Source organism: Candidatus Hikarchaeum yamanae (assembly GCF_009889665.1).
In the GTDB taxonomy this organism is placed as follows: Archaea; Halobacteriota; Halobacteria; order Halobacteriales; family Hikarchaeaceae; genus Hikarchaeum; species Hikarchaeum yamanae.
Genome location: NZ_WTZR01000008.1, coordinates 1 through 26,701, shown reverse-complemented (window position 1 = coordinate 26,701; position 26,701 = coordinate 1). Strand labels below are relative to the sequence as shown.

Here is a 26,701-nt window from a genome sequence, read left to right as displayed (position 1 = left end):
CGAAATGACATTAAATAGCTTAGCTAATTTTTCGAAGTAGTAAGGGTCTTGTTAGCAGATACCTATGAAAGGCTTGTGAACCTTGATGGCAAACAGATTTTGATCACTGGAGGATATGGATTTATAGGATCCCACTTAGCAGAACAATTGGCCTCTAACAACAACGTGACTATTGTAGACAGATCTGAAAACCAAATTGGTGTTGAAGAGGTGAAAGGAATAGAAGTGATTGAGGGGGACTTATATGATTTATCAGTGGTGGAGATGGCAATCACATCTGAAACAGATATGATTTTTCATTTAGCGGCCGATAAAGCTGTTAATTCAGAGAATATTGCTGCTCAATTCGATTTTAATAATACCATGACGTCGAATATATTGTCCCGTATGAAAGAGGTGGGAGTAATGAATATTGCATTTGCATCTTCATCTACAGTATATGGAGAAGCAGAGTGTCCAACTCCTGAAAGTTATACGCCTCTAGAGCCAATTAGTGTATATGGGGCATCGAAACTGGCTTCAGAAGCACTCATATCGGCATATGCACACGGGTTTGATTATACAACATGGATATTTCGATTGGCAAATGTTGTGGGACCACGTCTTCAAAAAGGGGCAGTAATACCAGATTTTATTGAAAAATTGAAGAAAAATCCAGAATTGCTTCATGTACTGGGGGATGGGCATCAAGAAAAATCCTACATATACATCGAAGATTGCATAGAAGCTATGTGTTGGATAATTGAAATGACATCGGACCCTACAAACGTGTATAATATCGGGACAAAGACTACAATTTCCGTTAGAGAAATAGCAGAAATAGTAGCCAACCAGATGGATTTGTCTCCAAAGATAACATACACTTCTTCGGATAGAGGATGGGCGGGTGATGTCCCTCGAATGAGCTTGTCGGTTGAAAAATTGATATCATTGGGGTGGGGCCCAGAACTTGAAAGCGAGGACGCAGTCAGACGCACTGTCAGAGAACTGGTGTCAAGTCAATAGTGCAAATTGTTGGATTTGAATCAGGGTTGGATGTGCTCGAGTATGACTTAATAGATGGAACGAATAATGAGCCAGATGTCCCACATTTAATACTAGAAAAAAATGGAGAATTGGATCGAATATATCTTGAGCAGGGAGAATTTGTAGACTATAAACTTGGTGAACGTCGATGTGCAGGGAGTATTACAAATGGTGTGCATGAATCTTGTGGAGAGGATAAAGTCCCATATTGTATAGAACATACAAATGACTGGATATGTGCGAGATGCACAGGTAATTGTGATTTGCCCCTGCCATCTTGCAAAGAAATACATGCAGTTTACATAGCAGGTTTTTCCCCTTCTACTTTCAAGGTAGGAGTAACGCGGATGTCCCGTCTAATAACGAGACTGAAAGAGCAAGGTGCCCGTAAAGCAGCCCATATTGAAACGGTTTCAAATGGCAGAACTGCGAGACAAATAGAACGGGGGATAGCAGATAAAATTAAAGATAGAGTGATTTCTAAAGAAAAGATAAATGGCATTGGTCAATATGTTAGTGAGAAAGAGTGGAATACCATTATAGCAGATTATAAAACAGTGAAAACATTTGATTTAGAGTATGGATTTGAGTTGGAATATCCCCCCATCCCTGCGGTGATATTATCAGGAGAAATTATAGGTATTGAAGGAAGGTTTTTGATTTTAAAAATCTCCAATGACAACTATGCGGTGGATTTGCGGGATTTGATTGGATACGAAATAGAAGAAGGGAATCAAGAGATTAGCCTTCAAACTAGTTTGAGAATGGTAAGCAAAATATAATTATAAAAGAGATTGGTATAACTGAGATAATTGGTCAATTGTGGCATCGATGGAAATAGAATCTCGATGGGATATGCAATTTTTACAAAGATTTTTTCTATTTGAGAGAGAATCCAATGTTTTTTCAATTAATGATGAGGGGCTTCCAGACTGATAGTGAGTTCCAGTTACTCCCTCGGTGATTGTTTCTAAAAGAGCACCTTGATCTGCTGCCACGACAGGGGTGCCACAAGCAATAGATTCGAGGGCCACTATACCTTGGGTTTCGACGGGGCTAGGAAATATAAAGAGGTCCAATGCCGAATAAAATGCAGGTAAATCTTCCCGGGGGAGGCGGCCTAAGAATAAAACATTGGCATCAAATTTGTTTGCTTGGGATTCAAGATTTTTTCTATCAGGCCCATCACCCCCGATCAATATTGTTGCGTCGATGGAAGAGGCTAGTTGGATTAGTTCATGGATATTTTTTTCATAGCCATGACGCCCGGTATATCCTAGGATGGTTTGATCAGAATTTAGACCATGATCGGTGAGAAAGGATTCGGCGTTAACTGGTTTAAATAGAGAAGTGTCGATCCCATTTTTCAGAAGAGTTATCGGGGAGGTCACTCCTATTTCCCGGAGATCTGTGAGTGCATTTTCACTGTGGACAAGAATTAAATCTGCCCTATTTAGAAAGCGAGATTCCCAACGATTGCTAGTTTTAGAAAGAGATCTGGAAATCAAAGCAGTAGGAGAGATATAACCAACGTATTTTGAAAGAGGAGTATGATAGGATGCCACCAGCGGTAGGTTATATTTTTTGGCCATTTTTTGCCCTGCTAATCCAAGGGAGAACGGAGTATGGGTATGGACAATATCCATGTTTTTGTGAGGGGCAGGGTTGAAAGGAAATGCAAGTCGGTACCCGGGATAAAATGGAAATGGGACACTACTGACAGGCCACTCTTTCTGTTGTGGGTCATATTTTGATTTGGGGTAGATGACATGCATTTCCCCCCCACGAATATCCCACCACTTTTTCCAAGTAGCTATGGTATAGGTAACGCCATTGAGAGTGGGGAGGTAAGTATCAGAAAACGAGGCTACAGAAGGCATCATATGGTGTTATCAAAGGTAGAGACATAAATATCTTCTAAGTTTTCAGAAAGTATATTTAAAGTATGTTTATTTGCTGTTTTTTGTGCATTCTTACAAAGTTTTTTATATAAAGAATCATCTTGGTGGAGCAGGTCGATAGCATTTTTAAAATCATCTATAGAATGGCACATCAAACAATCTTTTCCATGGGTATAATATTCTTCAAACACGGGGATGTCGCTTAACACAACAGCTTTGCCACATGCCATGGCTTCTAAGACGGAGATTCCCTGGTTTTCAACTTTAGACGGGAAACAAAATATATCTCCTGCGGCATACGCGCCTCTCTTGTCTGGGATCCATCCGGTGAAGGTTAGATTTGGTAAGTTAATCCGAGTCCATTTTTTAACAGAAGGACTTGCAATAGGGCCTGTTTCATAAGGACCGAACCAAACAAAATTGTAGTTAGTGGATTGGGCGAGTGTACAGAATGTAGTGAGTCCCTTTCTCTCAAACACGTTTCCGACACTAAACACAGTTAGGCCGGATAGATCATATTTGGACCTATAATCTTCACGGAGAGATTCAAACCCTTGGAGGGAATCTATATCAACTCCATTGCTCATAACAGAAATGGGAGATTTAATGGGATAGGATTGGAGGATATTTTTTGTATAATTGCTGGGACAGATCACGCGGTCTGCCTGTGAGTAAAACCACCTAAGGTAGGATCTTAATGGGCGGGATAGTTTGGTAGATCCCCGAAAGCTATCTGCGAAATCTTCTGCGGTGACGTGGGCATGTAGGATAAGAGGTTTCTTGCGGCTTAGTGCCGTTTTTGCTACGAGCACACTATAGGGTCCAAAAAGATTGCAATGGGCGATATCAAATTCACATATCACCGAGTGATTGGGTTTATATTTAAAATTCCAAGGAGAAGATACCACGTTAAAATCGGTTAGGCCTAGTGCAGTGCGCTGGTGTTGAGTCGAAGTTCCGATCCCACTTCGATGAAGGCGACTTTCCATTTCCAGATAATTAAGAACTTTCAATACATCGGACGTATGGGCAGAACTTAAAAGAAATTACCGGATATTAGTTAGGAACAGTGTGCTGAAGGTGATGGAGGCCTCGGAGAATATTTAATGGAACACGTTGTGGCAAGGTACGGAGAGATAGATCTCATTAAGCAAAGGGTTAATTTCGGCGAACTAGTAGCAATCGCGAAAAAAAAATATTGAGAAGGTAGTACTAAAGGTATAAAATGATTGCAGAAGAACGAATTGAAAAGCTGGCAAAGTTGGCAAAAGAAGCAGGAGTTAGTGGAGAAACTGTTCGAGCGAAACGTTATGTGTATTTGGCCCACAAAATTGCACAAAGGCACCGACTAAAGTTTCCTGCAGATTTAAAAAGATTCACATGTTCAAAGTGTGGCACATATTTGATTCCAGGCAGGAATGCTCGATTTCGTACTAATAATAAATGTGTGGTGGTTTCATGTGAATGTGGAGAATATCATAGATATCCATACAAAGGAGGGACAAGGGGAATAGGAAATGGTGAAGAAAAATATGAATAAAAAAGAACTAAGAAAATTATCTCATGAAACTGATGCGACGATATGGGTAGGAAAAGAAGGGGTAGAAAAAGTAATTGAAGAATTAAAAGGCCAATTGAGAGAGAGAAAGGCTGTTAAAGTCAAATTATTACAGTCTTCAAGAGGAGAAAAATCGACGGAGGAATTAGCATCTATTTTGGCAGAAAGGTCGGGGGCAAAAATGTACGAAACGATAGGGAATACTGCTATATTCGTTCGCTAAAATGGAATAAATGAAGCGGAAATAAGGTTTGCCCGACTTCTCAGAACGGGTTTATCCTATCGCCTTCTCCACCCCGCACCCCATTGAGCGACAGATGTCCGACAATTCGCTGTTCACTTCCGTGCCTGACGAGTTGTTGTCGATTAACTCCATATAAACGCACCTTCATGCATTTACTAGAGACCTCTGCCCCCAATGGACAAGGCTTCTCAGTTGGGTCCAGGGACCTGAACCAATTTGGAACAGACGCACCTTGGTTTCGATTCTCGCTTAAGACCATATTGCGAGCATGAAGCGGGGCCTAACCGCCCAACCTATCCGCTTGTTTTAGTAATAAAGGACAGGGTAAGTGCCTTTCGGCAGGAACTTTAGAGCCCCATAATCCGGCGATGTTCTACCATTAAGCACTCATCTTGGATCACAATTCTGCCCTGAGATTCTGCTAATTTTGCAGCTTCTGGGTGGCTTATTCCTAATTGCATCCAAAGGATATTAGAATCATCCCTATTGAGGATTGCATCAACTACATCTGGTATTTCTGAAGAGGGACGGAAAATGTTCACCATATCTATTTTAACAGGGACTTCGGCGATGGTGTCATACGTAACCTGGTCAAAAATATTCTCAGTAGTATGAGGATTTATAGGGATAACAGTATAACCATGTTCATGCATGTATTTTGGTATATTATGGGCAGCTTTTGCAGGATTAGTAGAACATCCTATCACCGCAATTGTATCTAATCCAAAGATATCATGGAGTAGGTCATCACTGGGCAAATTCATCTAGAGCACCCCGCTGATGATGAGTGAAAATATAGCTAAAAACATACCATATTTTAAATAAAGTTGGCCTTTGGAAGGGTTTGTAAAAGAGATGAAAATGGCAAATGCCATCAGGGAATCTGCGACGATTATTGCAAATAAATAAAATAGGCCAAAAATTCCATTCAAAAAGGGCAAGGGGCTGATTAGAATGGCCATCAAAAGAGATATTGTAGAGATTGCAAGAGAAGGCTTAATCCCAATTGTTAGGGGGAGTGTTTTGAGAGTTTTGATTTTATCGCCTTCCATATCTTCAATGTCTTTGATTATTTCTCGTGAAAATGTGGAAAGTACGATGAGAGAAAAAAGGACTAATAATGTTTGATACTGAAGAGCTTCCACTCCGATAAGTGAAGCAGATCCAAAAAGAATGGTACTCCCTCCAAGATAAGAGACTACAAAGTTCCCTACAAGGGGCATTCCCTTGAATAAAGGAGTATACAAAATTAGTAAAACAAAATTGAAGATTGCTATGAAAATTGCAAAGAGTGGAAGTGTCAAGCAAATCAGTGTTGCTATGAGAAATAGAAATATGCTGAATTTTAAAGCGCCGTTTTTAGAGATTATACCAAGGGGGATGGGCCTAGAGGGAGAGTTTATTTGATCGATATCACTGTCAAAATAATCATTTAGAGAATTTCCTGCGGCAGTTGCCAAGATGGTGGCAAGGAGAGGGGATATAATAAAAACAAGTTCCCAACCACCGTGAAAACTTAGTGTCATCAAGGAGCCAAGAAGGGTCAACAATCCAGCTGCAAATGCATTTAATGGACGTGAAAGGCGCAGATATTCCCCAATGACAGAACTCATTTGAATGGACCATAACCATGAAAAGGTTAAAATCCTGCGATGATGCAGTATCGCCGGGGTTAAACGGTTGCCTCAATAATTGACAATTTAGGGCATGTAACTCAGCTTGGATAGAGTGCTTGGCTTCGGACCAAGATGTCGGGGGTTCAAATCCCTTCATGCTCGTCTATATTCGAATGGAAAGGTCGTCACAAATGACATCAGAAAAGAAAAAATTTGGAGAGTTGACAAAGGCGGAAATGCCATTGTTCATAGATCTATATGAATTGACGATGGCCCAAGGGCATTTGGAGCGGGGTCACAATATCACCTCTTCGTTTGATCTGAGTTTTAGAGAAATGCCAGAGAATCGAGGATACGTCATAGTGGCAGGATTGGAAGATGTTGTTGACTATGTTGAATCTATTTCATTTGAAGAAGGGGCGTTGGAGTTCTTACAGGGAATGGGGTTCAAAAAAAGTCTTTGTGAATATTTGGCGGATTTTAGATTTACAGGAGACATGAGAGCAGTGCCAGAGGGTTCGGTCGTGTTCCAACATGAGCCCATAGTTGAGATAACCGCTCCAATAGTGGAAGCCCAGATTCTAGAAACTGTATTGATTAATCAGATTGGGTTTCAAAGTTTGATTGCTACAAAGGCTGCAAGAATATATGATACAGTGCAAAGATATGGGCAGGGGCAATCACTTATAGAATTTGGGGCTAGAAGGGCACACGGTGTTGAAGCGGGGATCAAAGCTTCAAGGGCAGCATACATAGGTGGGTTTGAAGGTACATCTAATTTAGCTGCAGGAGTCATGTACGGAATTCCAGTGATGGGGACTATGGCTCATTCATGGATGCAGAGCTACGAAACTGAAGAAGGGGCATTTGAGTCATTTATAGAAACATACGGTGAAGAATCGATTCTACTTATTGACACATATGATACGATAACAGGTGCAGAAAGGGTAAAGGAAATTGTACAATCTAAGGGAGTTAACATAAAAGGCGTCCGATTAGATTCGGGAGATCTGGTATCACTATCTAAACAGGTGAAGGACATAACAGGAGAATTGGGGATATACATCACATCGGGATTAGACGAGTACAAGATTGATCAATTTTTACAAGACGGAGGGATTGCAACGGGATTTGGAGTGGGTGGAAATTTAGTAACTAGTCGAGAGATCCCTGTTGCAGAGATAGTGTACAAACTAGTGCAGACAGAAGAAAATGGAAAAAAGACACCAAGTATGAAATTTTCAGACGGGAAACGAACATATCCAGGGGAAAAGAGCATACTCAGGATTGTTAAAAATGGAAAGTATCAGAAAGATGTTCTTGCGCTGAAAGGAGAGGAACTAGAAGGGCAAGAACAGCTAGTTGACATATACAATAATGGAAAGCTTGTGTACGAACTTCCTAAATTAAAAGCAATACAGGAAAATGCGATAGAATCTATTTTTTCACTTCCAAAATCTTGTAAGAAAATTGAGAATCACGAACCCTACAAAGTAGAGATTAGTGACGGGATAAATGCTCTAGTTGAGACATTATTATAAACTTAATTGGTAAAAAATGGAGTTAGTAGTTAGTAGTTAGTTTACATATATGCATATATTAGCGTATAAGCATACGTAGCTATATTTGCAAATGTTTAAATATATGCATACCTAATAAAGCTCGCGGGGGAGGAGGATTGTGAGGAAATGGCGCGTACACGGGCAATAATAACTGAAACTGAAAGGAAATATATTAGCAGAGAAATCAGAGTCAGTGAGAACAAAAGATATCAGGCCATTTCTAGAGTTCGGGATAGATTGGAGGAATTAAGAGTGGATGTGTCGTTATTGGAAATGTACCATCCACAACTTCTCTCAGAACTTAGGGAGGTTGTTTATGAAACAGAAATTGAAGAAGACACGACATTATAAGTAGAGAGGACTCCACTCTACGGTGTTAGGAAAATGATTAAAGGGACGGTGGAGTTAATTCACACAGCTAGTCAGGGAGCAGAAAAGGTCACTTCAAGAGAAGAGATTGTAGTCATAGCAGGGAGGGGAATCGAAGGTGATCGATATTATGAAGGGAAAGGTACATTTTCTAAGAGTAATAGATATGCAGAAGGGTCAGATACTAATGGGAGGGATCTGACGTTGATAGAAGCAGAAGCGGTGGAGGGAGTACTTAATGAGTATCAAATTGAGATTGAACCAGGAACACATAGGCGGAATATAACTACAAGGGGCGTGGCTTTGAACGACCTTGTTGGAAAAAAATTCAGGATTGGGGAAGTGGTTTGTAAAGGAATCTGTCTTTGTACCCCTTGTCGCCACATGGAGGCTCTTACTACAAAGGGTGTTATGGAGGCATTAGAAAATAGAGGAGGCCTTAGAGCAGACATACTGGAAGGGGGGGCGATCAAAATTGGAGCAGAAGTGGAAGAAATAATAGGATAGGGGCTGAAAATGGAGAGAACATTTATAAATTGAGTTTAACACCGAACAAGCCCCAAAGGGCCCCCGGGCAACTAACATAGAACGATTATAATCCATCATGCCACAGTAGTTATTATGATAGTGGCACAAGTCATGATCAAAATTCCCATAACCAATCTCCACGAAATATGCTCTATATCTTGAAGCCATATGTATGAAAAAACAACAACAAATAAAGGGCTAGTTTGAAGGAACGGGACTACAAAAACCACGGGGGCTATTTCTATAGCAGTATATAAAAATATCAGCATAGAGGTACTAGCCAGCCCAGCTAAAATATACCATTTAGCAGTAATTTTATTTTCAAAAATTTTCCCAATATTTGGCATATCTCCCTTTACTATAAAATATGCTAAAAAACCAATTCCAGGAACTATCAGTTTTATACCCAACCCCACATGTCCAGGTGTACCTTCCAATACACCAATTCTTGCAAGTACGGGCTCAAAGCCAAAAAATATTGCAGCAGCTATCGGATATAGTACATCCGCCCTTCTACTTGTAATTCCTTCAATGGTTTTGTCCGGTGTCAAGTCCAATGAGATTATCCAAACTCCAACTACGATGGCAATTATTCCGAGAATATGAATCAGACTGGGAGATTCTCCTATCAATACTATCGCAAGAATTGTAGCAATTATCGGTGTAGTTGCTTTAATTGCATCTGATCGACTAGCGCCTGCTCTTTTTATACCTTCAAAATAAGCAACACGCCCTATCAAAGTCCCCGCCAATCCGGCGCCTGCGAAAGCAATAGCTGATTTTAGAGTTATTCCATAGTCGGGAAAATAAACCACGGCCACAACTGGGACTACTAGAATCAGATTCATAATCAAGCTCACAATAACTGCATAAAACGCTTTACCACCATTTATAGTTGAAATTCTGACAAAAATGGCCATTGAAGCAATAGATACTGCCCCGCATAATGCAAAAATTATCCCCCAAAAAATATCCATTTTAGAAGCCTGAGGAGAGGATCGAACTCCCGACATATTCCTTACGAAGGAATCACTCTACCAACTGAGTTACACAGGCACGTGAATTTGTTAAAAGTATATAAGTGCGATATATACAAGAGCGGCTCCAAAGACGATGCCTTTGAGCCATGCCACCCAAAGGAGTTGATAGTCCGAAATTCCAAAGATTTCCTTCGTTTTTTCGCACATCTTCTTGCTCCATTTTATGAGCACATTAAGCATAACACAAGTGTTGAGGATGCAAACGGGCATAAATCATTCCACTACTATCGAGTGAGGAGTGCGTCGATACAGATATGCACTTGGCTAGGGGAGTAAGAACGAATTATTGTTTCATTCAAGATGGTGACTTCGTGTTCTTGACTCACATTTTGAAGGACAGATATATCTGCAGTAAAGGGATCATCAAGTTCGGAAATGGAATAATAATGCAGGATGCATTTTTTTCCTGCGATATTAAATGCGACATCTAAAAAATCATTTGCGGAATGGGGAAGATTCATAATAATTCGATCGGCCCAATGGGAGTAGTCATCGGCGATGTTTCTAACATCACCAATATGTGCAGTTACGTTTGTTTCTACGCTATTTCTAGAGATATTTTTCCGGAGATACTCGATCGCATCATCATTTATGTCAGTTGCCGTGACTGTTGCCCCTTTACTAGCTATGGGAACTGTAAATGGCCCGATTCCAGAAAACATGTCAAAGACCCGTTCTCCAGAACATACTTGGCCAGTTACTCTTTGGCGTTCAGTGACAAGACGGGGTGAAAAATATACTTTGGATATATCTACAAGGAATTCAAATCCATATTCTTTATGAACGGTTTCGGTAGAATTTCCAGATAGGAGAGACCACTTTCTAACCCGCGTGTCACCTTGGATTTCTGAGGCCTTGTTAAGAATAGTTTTAAACTGAATATCAGAAGCCAATAAAGCAATGGTAGCAGCTGTTGCTTGGTGTGCGTCGGGTTCATCCAATAAAATGATGTCCCCAAGTCGTTCGTAAGTTATTTTAAAGGGCAAGAGGTCGGAGGGGAGAAGTCTATTTTTATTAGGCAAAAGGTCCATATAAACAACGTCCATGTTAGAAGGGGGAGTTCCATCTTCAGTGATTGGAATGTATAGGTACCCTTCGTGAGAGAGTATTTTGTACTCATGGTTAAGAATTTCAAGAGAATCTAAAGTGACTCGGGTGGATTCACCATCCACAGGAAGTACTTTCACGCACTTGCAAGACATTGGTGATAGAACAAAGAGACTGAAAGATAAAAAGGACACTTTTCACAGGAAATAGATCGGTAAGAGCCAAGAACGTGGCAAACGATGGGAAATACATGAGTGAAGTCCACGAAGTTACGTTGATAGTAGAAAATATTGAAAGATCAAGGGAGTTTTATGAAAATGTGTTAGGATTCAAACGGATAGAAAAACCAGGTAGCAGAGTTGAATTGGGAGCAGGAGGATGTTCGATAGTATTAGAAGAAGATTTTGAAGAAGAGGTTTTTGCACAGTATAATTTGAGGAAACCAACTGGGAAAAGAGGAAACGGATTGGTTCTAGAATTAAATGTAGATGATGTTGAAAAAATATACGAAAATGCTGTTAGTATGGGTGTAGAAATATTAACAGAACCAAAAGTTATGTGGGGAAGAAACCACTTTTTATTAGAAGATCCAGATGGGTATGTACTGGGAATTGGAAAATCGGTGTGAAGCTATTGAAATGCAGGTAGAACTTCGTCTGCAAATCGCTGCATTTGCCCTAGTTGGTCGAAAGACCCGAATCGCATGATAAATGTTTCACAGCCGATATCTGCGAAAGTTTCAATCCACTCAATTACATCTTCGGCGCTTCCGATAGGGCCCCATTCATTCAAATTATAATACTGCGTTGGGTAATAGCTCCCGACGTATTCTTCCATATCTTTTATCGCTTTTTCTTTTGAATCAGAAATGTGGAGCGTAACTTGATAAGATTTATGGATAGTTTTGGGATCGCGGCCCTGCTCTCTTGCGTGAAGATCTATGGCTTCGCATTGGGCTGCGTACTCCTGAGGTTGTGCCGCCCTGCAACAAGTCATCCAACCGTCTCCGACTTCGACTATTCGCTGGATTGCAGGGCTGTAAACTGCTTTGTTTCCGCGTGCACTAGGGTTACTGATGACCCAGATGGGAGGGTTTTCTTGAACGGGTGTATAAGGAACTTCTTCATTTCCTGTTTCGAAGGTTACATTTTCGAAGTTGAAATGATCTCCAGAATAATTGACCACTCCGTCTTTCCATAACATTTTCATCACCTCGATGTGCTCATTGAAAATGGCAGATCGTTTTCTAGGGTCGAGCCCAACGACTTCGTACTGGAGTTTTCCACGATCGTCGTCTGCAGCGGCCATACATGCCCCCAATATCATTCTTCCTTCAGAAAACATATCGAGAGTTGCCCACGCCTGACCGAATTGTATAGGATTCCGAAGAGGAGTGACCATGCATGCAGTTCCCAATTTCACTTTTTTAGTTCTGTCTGCGAGTACAGCAAGAGTTGCAATTGGATCTAAACGTGGTTTTTCCAATAGGCTGTCTCCAACCCAAACGGAATCAAAGCCTAGATTTTCTGCTTCTGCCCCCATGTGAAACATATCAGGTATAGAATATTTTTTTGTGATAAGGGGTTCACGGTTATTAACATTGATTCCAAAGTTAACCATTGATTAAATTTAGGTTAGTACGGCCTTAAGTGTGAGGAAAGCGAATGGGATGGTGAGTACAATGAGTAAGGAAACTCGAAGCTATAATTACCGACCGATTACCAGAAGTGAATTTGAGTTGCCAGGGGACCAAGATATAGCAGTCTGGGTAGTCATAAATATGGAATATTTTGAATATGAGATTCCATATCCTGCAGATGGAGACAAGAGTGTTCCAAATGTAATGACATATAGTTGGAGAGAATATGGTTCGAGAGTAGGCATTTGGAGAATATTGAAGATACTAGATAAATATGGCGTTAAACCAATGGTGGCACTTAATTCGGCTATATGTGACCACATGCCAGAAATAGTTGAAGCACTTGTGGAGAGAGAAGTTGAGATCATAGGCCATGGTATAACAAACTCACAGAGATTAAAGGGGCTAAGTCCAGAAGAAGAACGTTTGGTGATAAAAAGTTGCAAAGATCGGATAGAAGAATCGACGGGCGAAGTTCCAAGAGGATGGTTAGGTCCAGGGTTATCAGAGAATTTTAGTACAATAAATACGCTGATACAAGAGGAATTTGACTACGTGTGTGATTGGTGTAATGATGACCATCCCTACTTTTTTGAGACAGATTCGGGGAAGATTTTATCGATGCCATATTCAGGTGAAATAAATGATGTTTCCCTTTTTACAAAAAAGAATTTAACAGGGGGGCAATTTCAGAAAACGGTCATGGATCAGTTTGAAGTTTTGTCTGAAGAAGGAAACAGATTGATGCCGATTGCCATCCACCCACATATAACCGGACAGGCATTTCGTTCGAAATATTTTGAAGGAATTATAAAGGAAATAAAAAATAAAGAAAATGTCTGGTGGCCTAGTTGTGGCGAAATGTGCGATTACTATAAAGAATGTAAAACCACTTAAGTAATAACGCTGTGTGAATCATATTTAATAGAGAGTAAACAATGGATAAAAAGAATGACGATATAGTAGAGAGGGCAATCGTTGCTCTGACAGATGGGGAGCCAATCTTGATACATGATTTTGAGGATAGAGAGAATGAAACAGACTTAGTTATTGCTGCTTCAAAAATAACCCATACACTAATTGCTAGGTTTAGAAACGAAGCGGGTGGATTGATATGTGTTGCAATTTCAGATGAAGCGTCGGAATTGTTGGGACTGCCATTCCTCAGTGACATGATAGATCACCCATTAACAGAGAATAGTGATTTGAAATATGACACTAGATCGGCTTTTTCACTTCCGGTGAATCATCGTGACACATACACGGGAATAACAGATATTGATAGGGAAACGACGATCAAGAGGCTCGCTGAGGTTGCATATGCTGCAGAGAGTGGAGAATATACTGCAGAACAATTTGTTAAGGAGTTTAGGAGCCCGGGGCATGTCCAGATTCTAAGATCTGCACCTTCTTTGAAAGAAAGGAGAGGGCACACAGAATTGGGAATAGCACTTTCAAAGGCAGCAGGAATGGAACCCGCAGTTGTGGTGTGTGAGATGTTAGATGATGTAAGTGGAAAGGCCAGTTCGAAAGAGGAGATGCAAGAGTATGCCGAAAAGAACGGATTATTGTTTGTAGAAGGGAAAATACTGGTGGAAGCCCTAGAGGGGAAACCAAACAAATAGTTGTGTATAACCAAATGTTCTGCGCCGTGGTTGAAGGGCAAGGGAAGGGGGCATATTTCATCGAGGAATCAAAAGGGGAATTAGAACCAGTTGTGGGCTTCATTCCATTTCATGGGACATTAAATCTGAGGAATGTAGATACTAGAGGATTGCAGTCAGAAAATATAGAAGAATTGGGAGGTGGAGAATGCAAAGGGGTAGTAGTTCACCTATGTAGAATTAATGGGATTGTTGCAGGTACGACAGTCCCCCTTATAGAAGGGTATCCAGAGGAAATAACCGAAGTAATTGCCCCTGTAAAATTGAGAAAATTATTTGATTTAAAGGAAGAGGATGAAGTGGTATTTTCTCCAAGGGAGGAGGTATGGAAACCGAATGGATCAATCGTAAAACACGAAAACATAAATTTATTTGAATCGGTTATTTTTGATTTGGATCAAACTTTAGTCCATCTAGATGTAGATTGGGAAGGTTCTTATGAGGAATTGAAGGTACTGATGCAAGAGTACGTAGAGGGGGACATAACAGAGTATAGGCATGAAGATGTGTTTCAAATTGCAGAGGAAAATGGATTGTTTGGAGGTGTAGATGACATATTAACAAAATATGAGATTGAAGGGGCAAAAAAAGCAAGTCCTTTAAAATTGATTGAATTCTTAGACAAACTATCAATTCCCATTTCAGTTTGCACGATTAATTCCCCAAAGGCGGCTAAAATCGCCCTAGAGGGGTTAGGAGTTATGGACAAAATAGAATGTATAATTGGAAGAGATAGTGCAATAACCAAGCCAGATCCAGAGCCATTGTATAGGTGTCTAGAGCATATGGGAACTTCTAAGGGAAATTCGATATTTATTGGAGATGCCAGATCTGATGCAGAAACAGCATATCGAGCGGAAATGTCATATCTACATCCCGATCAATTAGTATAGTAGAGAACATATGAAAATAAATGCTGAAACGCCTGATGAAATTACAGAACTATTGCAGAAAGCAGGGTATATCTCAAATATAGGAATTTCAACGGCTTTGTTATTGGCCTCCAAACTGGCTAGGCCATTACTGATAGAAGGCCAACCTGGGTGTGGGAAAACATCACTAGCAAAGGCATTATCAGATGTTACAGAAGGAGATTTGGTTCGTCTACAATGTTATCGGGGTTTGGGGATTGAGAACACAAGCTACGAATGGGACCACATGAGACAATTTCTTAGAATTCGGATAGAAGGGGAACTAGGAGAACAAGAATCAACAGAAAATATAGAAAAGTCTATTTTTGAAGAAGAATACTTACTTGAGCGCCCGGTACTTCAAGCACTACGGAATTCGGATAGATCAATATTATTAATAGATGAGCTAGATAGAGCAGGGGAAGAAATAGAAGCATTTCTGTTAGAAGTGTTAGATGAGAATCAACTTACCATCCCAGAGTTGGGAACAATAAAATCGGACGACCCACCAATAATTATAATAACATCCAATAGGACGCGTAAAATTAGTGATGCACTGAAGAGGAGATGTCTATATCTATATTTAGAGCCTCCAGAAATGGACCGTGAATTGAAAATTGTTCGGATGAAAGTTCCAAGTTTAGATGAACATATTACGACCCAACTAGTGGAATTCATGCAGACTATTAGATACCAAGAAAATCTTATGAGGATTCCAGGAATATCAGAGACGCTAGATTGGGCCATGGCCCTTGCAGAACTAGAAGTAGAAATCATAACACCAGATATTGTGAAACGGTCTTTGTCTACTATTGTGAAAGAACCAGAGGATTTAGAATTATTAAAAGGCGAGACTGTCGATCGGATATTGGAAAATATCAATAAAGGGTCGGGGACATGAGGGATTTGGAGGGTAGAATAGCAATTGTGACAGGGGGGGCTTCGGGGATAGGCAGGAGTATAGCATTAAAGCTAGCGACCTACGGTGCAAAAGTTTCTATTGGAGACCTACAAGAGCTACCGAGAGAAGGTGGGAAAACAACAGAAGAGATCATTACAGAAAGTGGAGGGGAAGCCATTTTTACAAAAGTGGATATATCGAAAAATAGCCAAGTTGAAGCATTGGTGGGAAGGACAGTGGAATCATTTGGAGGGATAGACATATTAGTAAACAACGCTGCTGCAGACCAATCTGCAGGCACCATAGAAGAAATGAGCACTGACGAGTGGGAGAGGGTTATACGGACTAACCTAACAGGGATGTTTTTGTGTGCTAAATGTGCAATCCCACATCTCAAACAATCGGAAAATTCGCGGATTGTCAATATAGCATCCCAATTGGGGTTGGTGGGTTATAAGAATAGGCCTGCTTACTGTGCATCAAAAGGGGGAGTGATCAATTTTTCAAAACAGCTTGCGGTAGAATATGCAGAGATTCCGATACTAGTTAATTCAGTATGTCCAGGTTTAATCCAAACCCATCGGACAAAGAAAGTTTTTGAGAATGAAGGTGTGAAACAAAGGTTGGAATTAGAAACCCCACTCCCCTACTTTGGAAATCCAAATGATGTGGCAGAAGTGGTTTTATTCCTTGCATCAGATAGGGCTAGGTATATCACGGGTGCAGATATTGTAGTGGACGGGGGGTATACGGCTAAATAATATGGTACAGATTGACCATAAGAAGAAATCATATACAGAGACATTGGTCCAATTTTGCCGGGCTTTGAGGGAATCAGGGACGAGAATTTCGGTTGATGAGTCTATTTCTGCGGCAACTGCATTGAGAGAGATAGATCCCACTAATAAAGATCAATTTTACTATGCATTATATACTAGTTTGATAGACAACCCAGAAGAAAAAATCCAATTTGATGAATTGTTTAATTACTATTGGGAAGAAACGTGGAGGGACGGGTTAGAAGATGGGGATGACAGGGTAAAAGAAGATGTGGAGAGTAGAGCAGGATCTAAGGAAGAAAAACTATCGGAAGTGGAGGTTAGGAAGCCATTGGAAGCGTCGATGTTGGGTGAAAATAAAAAAGGTAAAAATTCAGAAAGTCAAGATAAAAATCTTGTTTCATCCGAAGTGGAAGAAAGTAAACAAGATAAGATCGGTACAAATGAAACAGATAGTGTTTTTTTTGAAGGAGGGCTAGAAGAAAAGGCCCAAGTAATGGAGAGCTCATTTGGGGATTTTGGATCGGATCAAATAGTATTTTGTGTAGGGGAAATGGGAGACAAAATAGGAACGATAAGAGGGTATGAATCTATCCAAGATAAAAATGGTTTGATCGATTTGAGGCGGTCGATGGGAGTTATTAAAGAACTTCCCCCCGACAGACTCCCTAGAATAAATAAAGACAAATCGTTGGTCAAAATGTCGATGTTTATTGATGTGAGTAGATCGATGATCAGGAATATAGACCGAGAATTTTTGTTTAAATTTGTGTTTGAATGTGTGCGCCAATATGCAGAAATCAGAGTGTTCTTTTTCGATACAGATATAACGGAAGTGACAGAATATTTTCAGACACCGAGTCTCAAAAACTCAGTCGAGGAGATGGAGCGCGCCAGAACAAAATGGGGATCTGGGACACGAATAGGAGAATGCATAGACAAGATTATTTCGAAAGATCCGTTTATAGTTGATCGGGATACTGCAGTGGTGATAGTAAGTGATGGATGGGATGCGGGAGATTTGGGTGTTTTGTCTAAACGAATGGCAGAAATAAAGAGAAAAAGTAATATTTCGATTTGGTTGAATCCACCAGCAAGTTCAGATAATTATGAGCCAGAGGTCAGGGGGATGAAAACTGCACTTCCGTATATTGATTATTTTTTTGGATTCAACTCAATTGAGGATTTAGAGAAAATGACCAGGAGTTTAAAAAGTAGTTTGCCGTAAGAGGAAAAATAGAGGGAATTATTGAAACACAGTTTGGAGGTTTGTCCCAATCTCGTCTATGCGTTTTTTTGCTACGTGTTTAATCATTCGGAATCCAATTGAAGCTAATTTTCCACTTACTTCGACGTCCATTGTGTACTGAATTCTAGTTTCTTGTCCTTCTTCAGATAATTCGAATGTTGCAGTCCCTTGAACACTTGTATTGCTACCGGGAGCCTCACCAGTTATAGTTAGTTTGACCAGGTCGGGGTCACGTATTTCGACTAGCTCAAGTTCGGTTTCAAGTTTCATTGAAATTTTGGAAACTTTTTCATTTAAAACTGCCACATACTTGTTATCTTCTACTTTTTCTACAGATTCACAATTGGGCAGGATTTTTTGAATCATTTCTGGTTTTTGCATTTCGTCGAAAACAAATTGTCTTTCTGCAGGGACTAGGATATCTCCTTCAAATTCCATGGTAGATTATTGGTGAAGAGCTAATTTAAACCTTGTTTACTGTGCCGAGGAGGGATGGAGAGGCCATAAAACAGGGACTCAGAGGAATCGATTAAAAACAAAGCCGATAATATACCTCACGCACAATGAGAAAGTATAGTGACAAATGCTCAATTGACATTGATACAGATAGATAATTATGGACCGTGGACGGTGACTCCAAAACCTAGAAGAGAAGTGGATCTACAGACACTTCAGTCAAGATTATATGCAGACTTTTCGCAATTGTTTGGCATGAAAAAGGGATATGTTTTTTTCTCAAGGTTTGACAACATGATTGCCGTAACGAATGGAATCGATAGAGAATATCACGCATTGATCCAAGAATCGATTGGGAATCGATATCCCGTAACAGTTAGTCTGAGTATAGCGAGTGACAAAGATCCCGCAAAGGCCCTCGGGAAAGCAACTTCTCAATTACAAGTGACAGGTAGTGCCCAAGATAGTAGCCGTGTGCAGATTTTAGAGGGAGAACCTATAGAGGAAGAAAAACGGACAGAGAAAGATCTTCAAATAGCGCACTTTGACGTGAATGATGCAACTGGAAAGTATACTGATAAATTGAATGAATTTGATGCATTTATTGAAATAGAACATGGGTATGCGGAATTGATGCGATATATGCGCAAGGAATATAGCTCTTTGTCATTTTTTGTAGGGGGTGACAATGTTATTACAGTATGTTCGGAGTTGGGAGAGAAAGAATATGAGAAAGCCATTAATCATGTTCAGCAAGAAGTGGGTGTAGAACTAAAAGTTGGGGTTGGATGGGGGAGATTGGCCCAAGATGCGGGGATGGCAGCAAAACATGCACTAGAACGTTGTAGAGAAGATTCGACTATGATTGAATTCGAGTACTAAAGATAGTTGGTTAAAGATTATAATTCGCGCAGGCCTGCTTCAACTAGAGCTGGTAAGACTCTAGAAGGGGACAGAGGTAGCGTTGGGAAGCGAATTCCGGTCGCATCTGCAACGGCGTTTGCTACAGCAGGAAAGATAGTTACAGTCGCGCATTCTCCCAATCCTTTTTGTCCAAATGAAGTGGTTGGGTCAGGAGTTTCTACGTGGATAATTGAATCTTCAGGTAGCAAAGGCATGTCTGCAACGGTTGGTAAATGATAGTCAAGTAAAGTTCCAGTTGCAAGTGAGCCATCAGATTCATACTGATACCCCTCAAGAAGGACCTCTCCAAGGGCTTGGATTACGGCCCCTTGGACTTGTCCAGAGGCTAGTTTTGGATTGATTATAGTCCCGGCATCTTCTGCAACTGCGATATCAACTATATCGATTTCCCCAGTGGATAGGTCAACATCTACAACAACGGCTGCGGAAGAGAAGGTATAAACATGAGATACACTCCCAGTACCATATTCATCCATAAATTCACCTTCTTGGGTTTCAAATCGTGCTTCGCCAACAAGGGAAACTCCACCTTGTAAATCGGAGGGGCGGTTGGTTTGGTCACCATATGTAGCAAGATTTGCAAACTCTTCAATTGACATCCCATTTTCTGGTTTATTGGATTCGAAGATTCGGTCGTTGGAGATGATTACATTCGATTCAGAAATATTTAGCAGATGAGCAGCTAGTCGAATGATTTTAGCTTTGAGGTTTTGTGCAGCCATGGTTGCGGCAGTTCCTGCGAAAACAGAGGAACGGTCCCCCCAAACCCCCATATCTTCGGGAGTTATATCAGTATCTCCAATGACTATATCCACACGGTCCACGGAGACGCCCAGAGTGTCAGATACCATTTGAACAATACCAGTGGTGGTCCCAGTACCAATACTAGATGTTCCTGAAAAAACAGTGACAGATCCAAAACGGTCCATGCGAACAATTGCTCCGGAGTAATCTGCTCCTTTTGCACTTTTGTTCCCGTTGCGTTGCATAACAGTCCCCATTCCCACTCCGCGGAGTTTACCATCTTTTGTTCGATGGCCACCGCGATTTGAATCCCAATCAATACGTTCTCGGAGTTGAGTGAGGCATCCATATACATCCATATCCCGGAGTTTTAATCGTGTTGCAGTTCGCAAAGGGAGATCGGATATTTTGGGCACATTAAGTAGGCGTAAATCAAATGCATCCATACCTAGCTCCTCTGCAGCGAGGTCTATGAGCTGTTCAATTGCATACATAAATTGGGGATTTCCAAATCCGCGTACTGCAGTCCCAGGCATTATATTTGTGTAAACTAATTTATACCGAATTTCTTGGTTGGGTATGAGATAAGGGCCTCCACAAGTGAGTGCTGAAGATTTGGCAATCACAGCCCCATAGTTTGCATAAGCTCCAGTGTTTTGGAGCATATCTATATCAAGCGCCAACATTTTCCCTTCTTTTGAAAGGGCCAATCTTCCATTCATGGTTTCGTCGTAACGCCCACGTCCAGCTTGCATTTCTTCAATTCGATCTAAAAACATTTTAACAGGTTTTCCAGTGTACATAGAAAGAACGCATGTTGCAACGTGATGAGAATATCTACCAACTTTTGCTCCAAATCCCCCTCCAACATCTGAGATTTTACAGATTATATTCGTGGGGTCTAGGTCCACAACTGCAGTGGCTATAAGTTCGGGTAATCGGTGGGGAACCTGGGTAGATGCCCAAAGGGTTAGTTTTTGACTTCCATTATTCCAATCTGCTATACAACCATGAGGTTCGAGAGGAGACGGATTCGTTTTATTATTTGTAAAGGTTGCTTCCACAACTACGTCTGCATTAGAGAGGGCAGTTTTAGTATCACCTCCAACGGTTTTTCCAGCATAGATTAGATTTCCATTTATCGGATTTTTTGGGTCGGAAGATAGGTGCGGGTGGATGATAGTGGCACTATCAAGTAAGGCCGATTCCGCGTCGATTACAGCGGGTAATTTTTCATATTCGATCTCGACCGAGTCTGCTGCTTCTATCGCGGTGTTTCTATCTTTTGCCAACACAATCGCTACTTCATCCCCAACATATCGAACTCTATCGGAGGCAAGTACCTCTTCATCCACAAAACCTAGATGTTTCGCGTTTTCAGGATGGCTAAATGGGAGTACATAAGGATCAATATCCTCGGCAGTCCAGACTAGTTCTACACCAGGAATATCCATGGCTTTAGAAGTATCAATATTTAAAATTCTAGCATGGGCATGGGGACTGCGAACAAACCGTGCGTGAAGCATTCCAGGAAGTACTATATCATCTAAAAATCTGCCAGTACCAGTTACAAGTTTTCTTCCAATTTTGGTATTAATTCGCGCACCTACTACAGCGCTGGTAGAAGCAACTTGCTTGGGCGATTTGAGTTGGGCTTTGCTCATCAGGATCCCTTGTTTATTCGGTGTGCCGCGTCCTGGACACTTTCTATAATTTTAGTATATCCGGTGCATCTACAGATATTTCCAGCTAAACCGAATCGGATTTCGTCTATGGTGGGGTTAGGGTTTTCATTTAGTAATGCAGTTGAGGCGATAACGAAACCTGGCGTGCAGTAACCACATTGCATACCATGATTGTCCCAGAAAGATTGTTGGACTGGGCTGAGTTTTCCGTGGTCATCTAAACCTTCAACCGTGGTTACGTTTCTGCCATTAGCCTGCGCCGCTAGTACGTTGCAAGATTTTACTGCTTTTCCATCAAGTAAAACGGTGCATGCACCGCATTTTGCAGTTTCACAACCGCGATGAGTTCCAGTAAGATATAGATGCTCTCGAACATATTCTGATAATAGAGTTCTTGCAGGGATGATTTCACCCGTTTTGGATCCATTTACAGTTATGGTTACTATTAACTCTGATTGTGGTTCTTGGTTTGCATTAGACATTTTTAAGCACCTCCTTGGGCACAATCTACCGCAGTGGTAATTGCACGTTTGGATAAAGTTTTCATTAATTCTTGTTTGAATAGAATAGACCCTTCTGCGTCTTCAATTGGGTCTGAATTTTCGCCAATAGATATGGCAGCTTCTGTGATGAGTTCAGTTGTGGGTTTTTGTCCGAGGAGAATGTTTGCTGCATCCTCAGAAAAGGTTGGCCCGGGTTCAATTGCACCAGTTACTATTTTTGCTTGAGAGATGAGGTCGCCTTCCAGGGTTATTAGTGCACCAACAGTGGCTACGGGGTAGGCGCCTTCGCTCGGCTCCCATTTTTCATATCCCACCCCCGTCGGGGAAGAAATCTTGGGGAATCGAACTTCGGTTATGAACTCATCTTCCTCTAGATTGGTGGCGTAAAAACCCTGGAAGAAATCGCTTCCGGAATAAATGGTTTCGCCGCGAACAGATGTAGCTTGGATTTCAACATCTAGAAGAGCAGATAGGACAGGAGGGTCCCCTGCAGGATCTGCATTGGCAACAGATCCACAAATAGTACCCCGGTTTCTAACTTGTACATCTCCAATATGGGATGCTACTTGAGATAGAACGAGACAATGATTCTTTACAGTTTCAGATTCGGCGACTTCTGCGTGTCGCGCAGTTGGTCCAACTTTTACTTGTTGGTTTTCAAAGGTTATGTAATTGGCATTTTTTAGTCCATTGATATCAATAAGACAAGAAAGGTCTGCTGCTCTAAGGCGCAAAAGTGGTAGAAGGCTCTGGCCACCTGCAATTAGAAATGCATTTTCCTGCTCGGATAGCAACTGACAGACTTCATCAATAGTTTCTGGACAAATATAGGTAAAATCCCTCATGATTGGTGTTTTCCACGGTAAATTACCTCTTTGACTATAATGACGTTTGCGGTACGACGGTTTTGCGAAAAGATCTTTTTGTAAGAGGAACAGGAATTCAATATGGCAGATATATTGATTACCGATGGTGTCGTGATTACGATGGATTCGGACAGATCCGTTATTGAAAATGGAGCAATTGCAATTGAAGGTGAACAGATCATTGACGTGGGCCAATCAGAGGATATTAAATCAAGTCACGATGCGGACGTGGTTATTAGTGCAGAAAAGCATGCAGTAATACCAGGATTGATAAATACCCACACACATGTTGCAGATATTCTTTTAAGAGGGGGCGGACAGACAGATAGGGCTCTTTATGATTGGTTATTTAATGTGACTAAACCTGCCCGGGCAGAAATGAACGCAGAGGAGCATGCAATTGCTTCTGCATTGTACTGTTTAGAATCAATTGAATCGGGAACAACTACATTTGTGGAAAATGCGATAGGGGGTGGATCGGGTTATGCAGATGATATTGTAAAATCAAAATTAGAAGTGTATGATCAGGCAGGAATGAGAAACATATATTGTCAATCTTTTATCGATGAAAACATGGAATCTGCGTTGTCTGACTTTGTTAAATTATATCGAGATGCTGCCCCAGGTGTAAAACGTGCAAGCACGGATCTAGATGATACAGATGGGTCTATTAAAAATATTGAAGATCTTATAAAGAAATGGAACGGGTCAGCAGAGGGTAGACAAAGTATTTGGCCGGGTCCATTATCTCCACGATGTACAACTACAGATGGGCTACAAGCATGTTATGCCATTGCAGAAGAACATGACGTGATGACAACCACCCACGTTTCAGAGACGTATCATGAGGAATTGGCATTGGGGGGTGGGCATTTTTCAATGACAGAATATATGAATGTCATTGGATGCTTAGGGGAAAGGGCCTTATTTGGCCATTGTGTTCACTTGAGTGAATCGGATATACGACTGATGCAACAAACGGATGCGCGAGTAGCGCACAATTGCATTTCAAATTTGATGTTGGGGTCGGGCACTGCACCCATACCAACTATGCTCAATTATGGAGTCACAGTGGGGATTGGAACCGATAATGCGAGTTGCAGCGATACAGTCAATATGATAAACGATATGCGATATGTTGCGTCACTCCATAAAGGAGTTCACTCGGATTCGACTATCATGACTCCGGAAAAGGCACTCGAGATGGCAACCATAGATGGGGCCCGGGCAATAGGACAAGAAAAAAATTTGGGGTCCATTGAACCCGGAAAAAAAGCAGACATAGTTCTTTTAGGACTAGATTATACACATTTCCAACCAATTAGGAATGTAGTTTCTGCAATCGTATATCAGGCCCAGGGATTTGAAGTTGATACAGTTATTTGTAATGGGAAGGTGATCATGAAGGATAGAGTAGTGGATGGGATTTCAGTGAATTATCCTGATTTGTATGAACAGGCTGCTGATGCGGCAGATGCCGTTATTAAAAGAACAGGTTTGGAGAAAATAGTACTTGCAAACAGACCGTGGAAATCAGTAGGCCACGTGGAAAGATAAGCGTCAGGAGTAGACAGGTTTTACACATAGCGGGGTTTCAGGTATAGTGAGATTGACTAACATGAGTGAAAAAAATGAAAAAGAATACACTATTGCTGGTAGAAAATTTAAAATGTCGGACTTTCCAGATTATGTTGGAGGAATGCCACCAGATCCGGCGGTAATTCACGATATAGATTATTTAGACGAAATGGAGAAGATTTGGGGTAGGAAATGGGGAGATCAAGGGATTGGTCAATTGAAAGAAGTCGCCCTAGTCATGGCGACTGATCATGAAAACCACGAGATATTCCTAGATAAACGGAATCAAGAATATTTTATGATGACATATGGAGAGGCAGATCTACCAGCTTTGCGGGGGCAGCAGGAAGATTATGCAAGGACGTTGGAAGAAGAAGGGGTGAAAGTTAGATTTATGGAATATGAGGATCCATGGGGAGCATACGGACCGCTTAGAAAGATGTTCGTTGGAGCACTTCTGGGTACAGTGTTGAGAAATGGTGTGATACTTAGAAGATATGGTCAAGGGGCATACCTGAGGGGTTTGAATCGGCATACACAAAAGTTCTTCACAGATATTGGGTGCCCAATCTCGTTGCAAATCACAGGTAAGGGGATATTAGAACCCGCATGGCCATGGGTTGCAGAAGGAGTGGTTGTAGGAGGATTTGGTAGGGCGTGTAATCGTGAAGGATTGGAACAGGCACTACCACAATTCAAAGCGGCAGGCCTAAGAGAAATTGTGATGGGAAGTAGCTCTTCGATTCATGCCACGATGCAATCGAGTGGTGCATTCCATATGGATGGTGTATTGAATATTGTTGATGTGGGTCTTGCAGTTGTGTACCCACCTCAACTAGACTTTGGAGTTTACAAGTGGCTTGCAGATCATGGTATTGAGATGATTGAAGTTCCACCAGAAGAACAGCATTTGCTCCCATGCAATGGTATGCTACTAGAACCTGGTAAATTAATTCAAGGGGTAGAAACACCGAAAACTAATAAGGAACTAGAAAAAAGAGGAGTAGATGTAATTGAAGTGGAGACATCGCAAATAAAGATGGGTGGCGTAAATGGAATTCGGTGTATTACCTGTAGATTGCATCGAGAACCTGGACCAGAATTAGAAGAAGTGGCTAGAAGGATTCCGGATAACAAACCGGATGGGCTAGTCAACTTCGTCAGTGGAGACAATTACGAGAAAGGCAATTTTTAATTTATTAATTATTCAGTCTCAGAGATTTTTAAATAGATATCTTCAGGAGTTATAGGCAACTCTTTAAATCGATGCCCTGTTGCATCTCTAATCGCGTTTGCGACTGCAGGGATTACAGCGACTGTGGGGGATTCTCCGATACCTTTTGCCCCGTATGGACCTTGAGGATGGCCTTCTTCTAAGAAAATTGGAACTACCACCGGGTGTTCATGAATCGTTGGGATTTTATAATCGGAATAATTTGCATTGATGGTTCTTCCTGATTTTTCGTCGTAAACCATTCCTTCATATAAAACTCCTGCGAGTCCCATGCTAATTGCCCCAATAATTTGTTCATCGACTAGTTTTGGGTTGATAGCTTTTCCAACATCGAAGACCCCAACTATTTGGTCCACTTTGACCTCTCCAGTGTGGAGATTGACACGGACACTTGCACTAACTGCCCCTTCTGAATAGAATGAGTTCACACGACCTGGTTTACCGGGTTGAGGATCTCCAGCTTCAATAACCCAGGTGTCTTTTCCAATGATTTCTCCACCCCGTTTTAGGAAGTATCCTGATTCGTAAATGGCTGCAGTGAACACGTCTGTTATTTCAATTCCTGCATCGGGATCTCCTTTCGGATATATTCTACCGTGGCTTGTATCTAGGTCTTCTGGTGGAACTTCAAGAATCTGCGAAGCGTGTTGGAACAAATCATTTTTTGCATCAGCACA

General features: G+C 41.1%; 29 protein-coding genes, 1 tRNA gene and 1 other RNA gene. 18 read left to right on the top strand and 13 right to left on the bottom strand.

What is annotated here, in order from left to right; all coding sequences use genetic code 11:
* The first annotated feature begins 75 nt into the window (after nt 1-75).
* Both ACM9H2_RS04260 and ACM9H2_RS04255 read left to right on the top strand, forming a co-directional pair.
* Nucleotides 76-1,005, top strand: a complete 930-nt coding sequence (locus ACM9H2_RS04260) for an NAD-dependent epimerase/dehydratase family protein (RefSeq protein WP_415488569.1) — start codon at nt 76-78, stop codon at nt 1,003-1,005.
* Nucleotides 1,005-1,808, top strand: coding sequence for a DUF2797 domain-containing protein (locus ACM9H2_RS04255; RefSeq protein ID WP_415488567.1), 804 nt, complete (start codon nt 1,005-1,007; stop codon nt 1,806-1,808). The genes ACM9H2_RS04260 and ACM9H2_RS04255 overlap by 1 nt, the downstream gene beginning before the upstream one ends.
* On the opposite strand, the gene ACM9H2_RS04250 is transcribed toward ACM9H2_RS04255, so the two are convergent.
* Nucleotides 1,809-2,909, bottom strand: coding sequence for a glycosyltransferase (locus ACM9H2_RS04250; protein ID WP_415488565.1), 1,101 nt, complete (start codon nt 2,907-2,909; stop codon nt 1,809-1,811).
* Complete coding sequence (locus tag ACM9H2_RS04245) at nt 2,906-3,940, bottom strand: glycosyltransferase family 4 protein (RefSeq protein ID WP_415488563.1); 1,035 nt, start codon at nt 3,938-3,940, stop codon at nt 2,906-2,908. Before ACM9H2_RS04245 ends, ACM9H2_RS04250 begins: the two co-directional genes overlap by 4 nt.
* A 212-nt stretch (nt 3,941-4,152) precedes the next feature.
* On the opposite strand from ACM9H2_RS04245, the gene ACM9H2_RS04240 reads away from it, so the two are divergent.
* Both ACM9H2_RS04240 and ACM9H2_RS04235 read left to right on the top strand, forming a co-directional pair.
* Nucleotides 4,153-4,467 carry a ribonuclease P protein component 4 gene (locus tag ACM9H2_RS04240; RefSeq protein WP_415488561.1) on the top strand — a complete coding sequence of 105 codons (315 nt, stop codon included), beginning with the start codon at nt 4,153-4,155 and terminating at the stop codon, nt 4,465-4,467.
* Complete coding sequence (locus ACM9H2_RS04235) at nt 4,460-4,708, top strand: YhbY family RNA-binding protein (protein WP_415488559.1); 249 nt, start codon at nt 4,460-4,462, stop codon at nt 4,706-4,708. The genes ACM9H2_RS04240 and ACM9H2_RS04235 overlap by 8 nt, the downstream gene beginning before the upstream one ends.
* A 12-nt stretch (nt 4,709-4,720) precedes the next feature.
* On the opposite strand, the gene ffs is transcribed toward ACM9H2_RS04235, so the two are convergent.
* From ffs to ACM9H2_RS04220, 3 genes are all read right to left on the bottom strand, one after another.
* Nucleotides 4,721-5,033: signal recognition particle sRNA (ffs, locus tag ACM9H2_RS04230), an RNA gene on the bottom strand.
* Between the two features lie 43 nt (nt 5,034-5,076).
* On the bottom strand, nt 5,077-5,493 hold the full coding sequence (locus ACM9H2_RS04225; RefSeq protein ID WP_415488557.1) for a CoA-binding protein: 417 nt from the start codon (nt 5,491-5,493) through the stop codon (nt 5,077-5,079).
* The gene (locus ACM9H2_RS04220; protein ID WP_415488555.1) at nt 5,494-6,342 is read right to left on the bottom strand and encodes a geranylgeranylglycerol-phosphate geranylgeranyltransferase; all 849 of its coding nucleotides are present in this window, start codon (nt 6,340-6,342) and stop codon (nt 5,494-5,496) included.
* A gap of 90 nt (nt 6,343-6,432) precedes the next feature.
* On the opposite strand from ACM9H2_RS04220, the gene ACM9H2_RS04215 reads away from it, so the two are divergent.
* The 4 genes from ACM9H2_RS04215 to ACM9H2_RS04200 all read left to right on the top strand — a co-directional run bounded on the left by ACM9H2_RS04215 (nt 6,433) and on the right by ACM9H2_RS04200 (nt 8,783).
* Nucleotides 6,433-6,507 (top strand) — tRNA-Arg (locus tag ACM9H2_RS04215).
* A gap of 29 nt (nt 6,508-6,536) precedes the next feature.
* The gene (pncB, locus tag ACM9H2_RS04210; RefSeq protein WP_415488553.1) at nt 6,537-7,886 is read left to right on the top strand and encodes a nicotinate phosphoribosyltransferase; all 1,350 of its coding nucleotides are present in this window, start codon (nt 6,537-6,539) and stop codon (nt 7,884-7,886) included.
* A gap of 147 nt (nt 7,887-8,033) precedes the next feature.
* Entirely contained in the window at nt 8,034-8,258 is a 225-nt protein-coding gene (locus ACM9H2_RS04205; RefSeq protein ID WP_415488551.1) for a hypothetical protein, read from the top strand.
* Between the two features lie 33 nt (nt 8,259-8,291).
* A complete protein-coding gene (locus ACM9H2_RS04200; RefSeq protein WP_415488549.1) occupies nt 8,292-8,783 on the top strand; it encodes an MOSC domain-containing protein in 492 nt (163 codons plus the stop codon).
* 95 nt (nt 8,784-8,878) lie between these two features.
* Here the strand turns inward: ACM9H2_RS04200 and ACM9H2_RS04195 are convergent, their stop codons facing one another.
* Complete coding sequence (locus tag ACM9H2_RS04195; protein WP_415488547.1) at nt 8,879-9,781, bottom strand: DMT family transporter; 903 nt, start codon at nt 9,779-9,781, stop codon at nt 8,879-8,881.
* A gap of 287 nt (nt 9,782-10,068) precedes the next feature.
* Nucleotides 10,069-11,031, bottom strand: a complete 963-nt coding sequence (locus ACM9H2_RS04190; RefSeq protein WP_415488545.1) for a class I SAM-dependent methyltransferase — start codon at nt 11,029-11,031, stop codon at nt 10,069-10,071.
* An 89-nt stretch (nt 11,032-11,120) separates the two neighbouring features.
* Between ACM9H2_RS04190 and ACM9H2_RS04185 the strand changes: the two genes are divergently transcribed.
* Entirely contained in the window at nt 11,121-11,519 is a 399-nt protein-coding gene (locus tag ACM9H2_RS04185) for a VOC family protein (protein ID WP_415488543.1), read from the top strand.
* A 2-nt stretch (nt 11,520-11,521) separates the two neighbouring features.
* Here ACM9H2_RS04185 and ACM9H2_RS04180 read toward each other — a convergent pair whose 3' ends face one another.
* Nucleotides 11,522-12,511 carry an LLM class flavin-dependent oxidoreductase gene (locus tag ACM9H2_RS04180; protein WP_415488541.1) on the bottom strand — a complete coding sequence of 330 codons (990 nt, stop codon included), beginning with the start codon at nt 12,509-12,511 and terminating at the stop codon, nt 11,522-11,524.
* A 61-nt stretch (nt 12,512-12,572) separates the two neighbouring features.
* Here ACM9H2_RS04180 and ACM9H2_RS04175 point away from each other — a divergent pair, with 61 nt between their 5' ends.
* Genes ACM9H2_RS04175 through ACM9H2_RS04150 form a run of 6 tightly spaced genes read left to right on the top strand, consistent with a single transcriptional unit; the run spans nt 12,573 to nt 18,013 of the window.
* A complete protein-coding gene (locus ACM9H2_RS04175) occupies nt 12,573-13,427 on the top strand; it encodes a polysaccharide deacetylase family protein (RefSeq protein WP_415488539.1) in 855 nt (284 codons plus the stop codon).
* A 41-nt stretch (nt 13,428-13,468) separates the two neighbouring features.
* Nucleotides 13,469-14,155, top strand: coding sequence for a 3,4-dihydroxy-2-butanone-4-phosphate synthase (ribB, locus tag ACM9H2_RS04170; protein ID WP_415488537.1), 687 nt, complete (start codon nt 13,469-13,471; stop codon nt 14,153-14,155).
* Nucleotides 14,156-14,181: 26 nt separating this feature from the next.
* A complete protein-coding gene (locus ACM9H2_RS04165) occupies nt 14,182-15,087 on the top strand; it encodes an HAD-IA family hydrolase (RefSeq protein WP_415488535.1) in 906 nt (301 codons plus the stop codon).
* Nucleotides 15,088-15,097: 10 nt separating this feature from the next.
* A complete protein-coding gene (locus ACM9H2_RS04160) occupies nt 15,098-16,006 on the top strand; it encodes an AAA family ATPase (protein WP_415488533.1) in 909 nt (302 codons plus the stop codon).
* Entirely contained in the window at nt 16,003-16,767 is a 765-nt protein-coding gene (locus tag ACM9H2_RS04155; RefSeq protein ID WP_415488531.1) for an SDR family NAD(P)-dependent oxidoreductase, read from the top strand. Before ACM9H2_RS04160 ends, ACM9H2_RS04155 begins: the two co-directional genes overlap by 4 nt.
* A gap of 1 nt (nt 16,768) precedes the next feature.
* Nucleotides 16,769-18,013: a VWA domain-containing protein gene (locus ACM9H2_RS04150; RefSeq protein WP_415488529.1), complete on the top strand. Its 1,245-nt coding sequence runs from the start codon at nt 16,769-16,771 to the stop codon at nt 18,011-18,013.
* 18 nt (nt 18,014-18,031) lie between these two features.
* Here the strand turns inward: ACM9H2_RS04150 and ACM9H2_RS04145 are convergent, their stop codons facing one another.
* Nucleotides 18,032-18,472 carry a CoxG family protein gene (locus ACM9H2_RS04145; protein WP_415488527.1) on the bottom strand — a complete coding sequence of 147 codons (441 nt, stop codon included), beginning with the start codon at nt 18,470-18,472 and terminating at the stop codon, nt 18,032-18,034.
* A gap of 138 nt (nt 18,473-18,610) precedes the next feature.
* Here ACM9H2_RS04145 and ACM9H2_RS04140 point away from each other — a divergent pair, with 138 nt between their 5' ends.
* Entirely contained in the window at nt 18,611-19,372 is a 762-nt protein-coding gene (locus ACM9H2_RS04140) for a GTP cyclohydrolase III (RefSeq protein ID WP_415488525.1), read from the top strand.
* Nucleotides 19,373-19,389: 17 nt separating this feature from the next.
* On the opposite strand, the gene ACM9H2_RS04135 is transcribed toward ACM9H2_RS04140, so the two are convergent.
* The 3 genes from ACM9H2_RS04135 to ACM9H2_RS04125 are packed head-to-tail and all read right to left on the bottom strand — an operon-like array spanning nt 19,390 to nt 23,191.
* Nucleotides 19,390-21,822 carry a xanthine dehydrogenase family protein molybdopterin-binding subunit gene (locus ACM9H2_RS04135; RefSeq protein ID WP_415488523.1) on the bottom strand — a complete coding sequence of 811 codons (2,433 nt, stop codon included), beginning with the start codon at nt 21,820-21,822 and terminating at the stop codon, nt 19,390-19,392.
* On the bottom strand, nt 21,822-22,325 hold the full coding sequence (locus ACM9H2_RS04130; protein WP_415488521.1) for a (2Fe-2S)-binding protein: 504 nt from the start codon (nt 22,323-22,325) through the stop codon (nt 21,822-21,824). The genes ACM9H2_RS04135 and ACM9H2_RS04130 overlap by 1 nt, the downstream gene beginning before the upstream one ends.
* 2 nt (nt 22,326-22,327) lie before the next feature.
* A complete protein-coding gene (locus ACM9H2_RS04125) occupies nt 22,328-23,191 on the bottom strand; it encodes an FAD binding domain-containing protein (RefSeq protein WP_415488519.1) in 864 nt (287 codons plus the stop codon).
* Between the two features lie 102 nt (nt 23,192-23,293).
* Here ACM9H2_RS04125 and ACM9H2_RS04120 point away from each other — a divergent pair, with 102 nt between their 5' ends.
* Nucleotides 23,294-24,769 (top strand): amidohydrolase, encoded by a 1,476-nt coding sequence (locus ACM9H2_RS04120; RefSeq protein WP_415488517.1) that lies wholly within the window; start codon nt 23,294-23,296, stop codon nt 24,767-24,769.
* 61 nt (nt 24,770-24,830) lie between these two features.
* The gene (locus ACM9H2_RS04115) at nt 24,831-25,985 is read left to right on the top strand and encodes an arginine deiminase family protein (protein ID WP_415488515.1); all 1,155 of its coding nucleotides are present in this window, start codon (nt 24,831-24,833) and stop codon (nt 25,983-25,985) included.
* 8 nt (nt 25,986-25,993) lie between these two features.
* On the opposite strand, the gene ACM9H2_RS04110 is transcribed toward ACM9H2_RS04115, so the two are convergent.
* Nucleotides 25,994-26,701: xanthine dehydrogenase family protein molybdopterin-binding subunit (locus ACM9H2_RS04110; RefSeq protein ID WP_415488513.1), on the bottom strand; the 708-nt coding region annotated here is incomplete at its 5' end.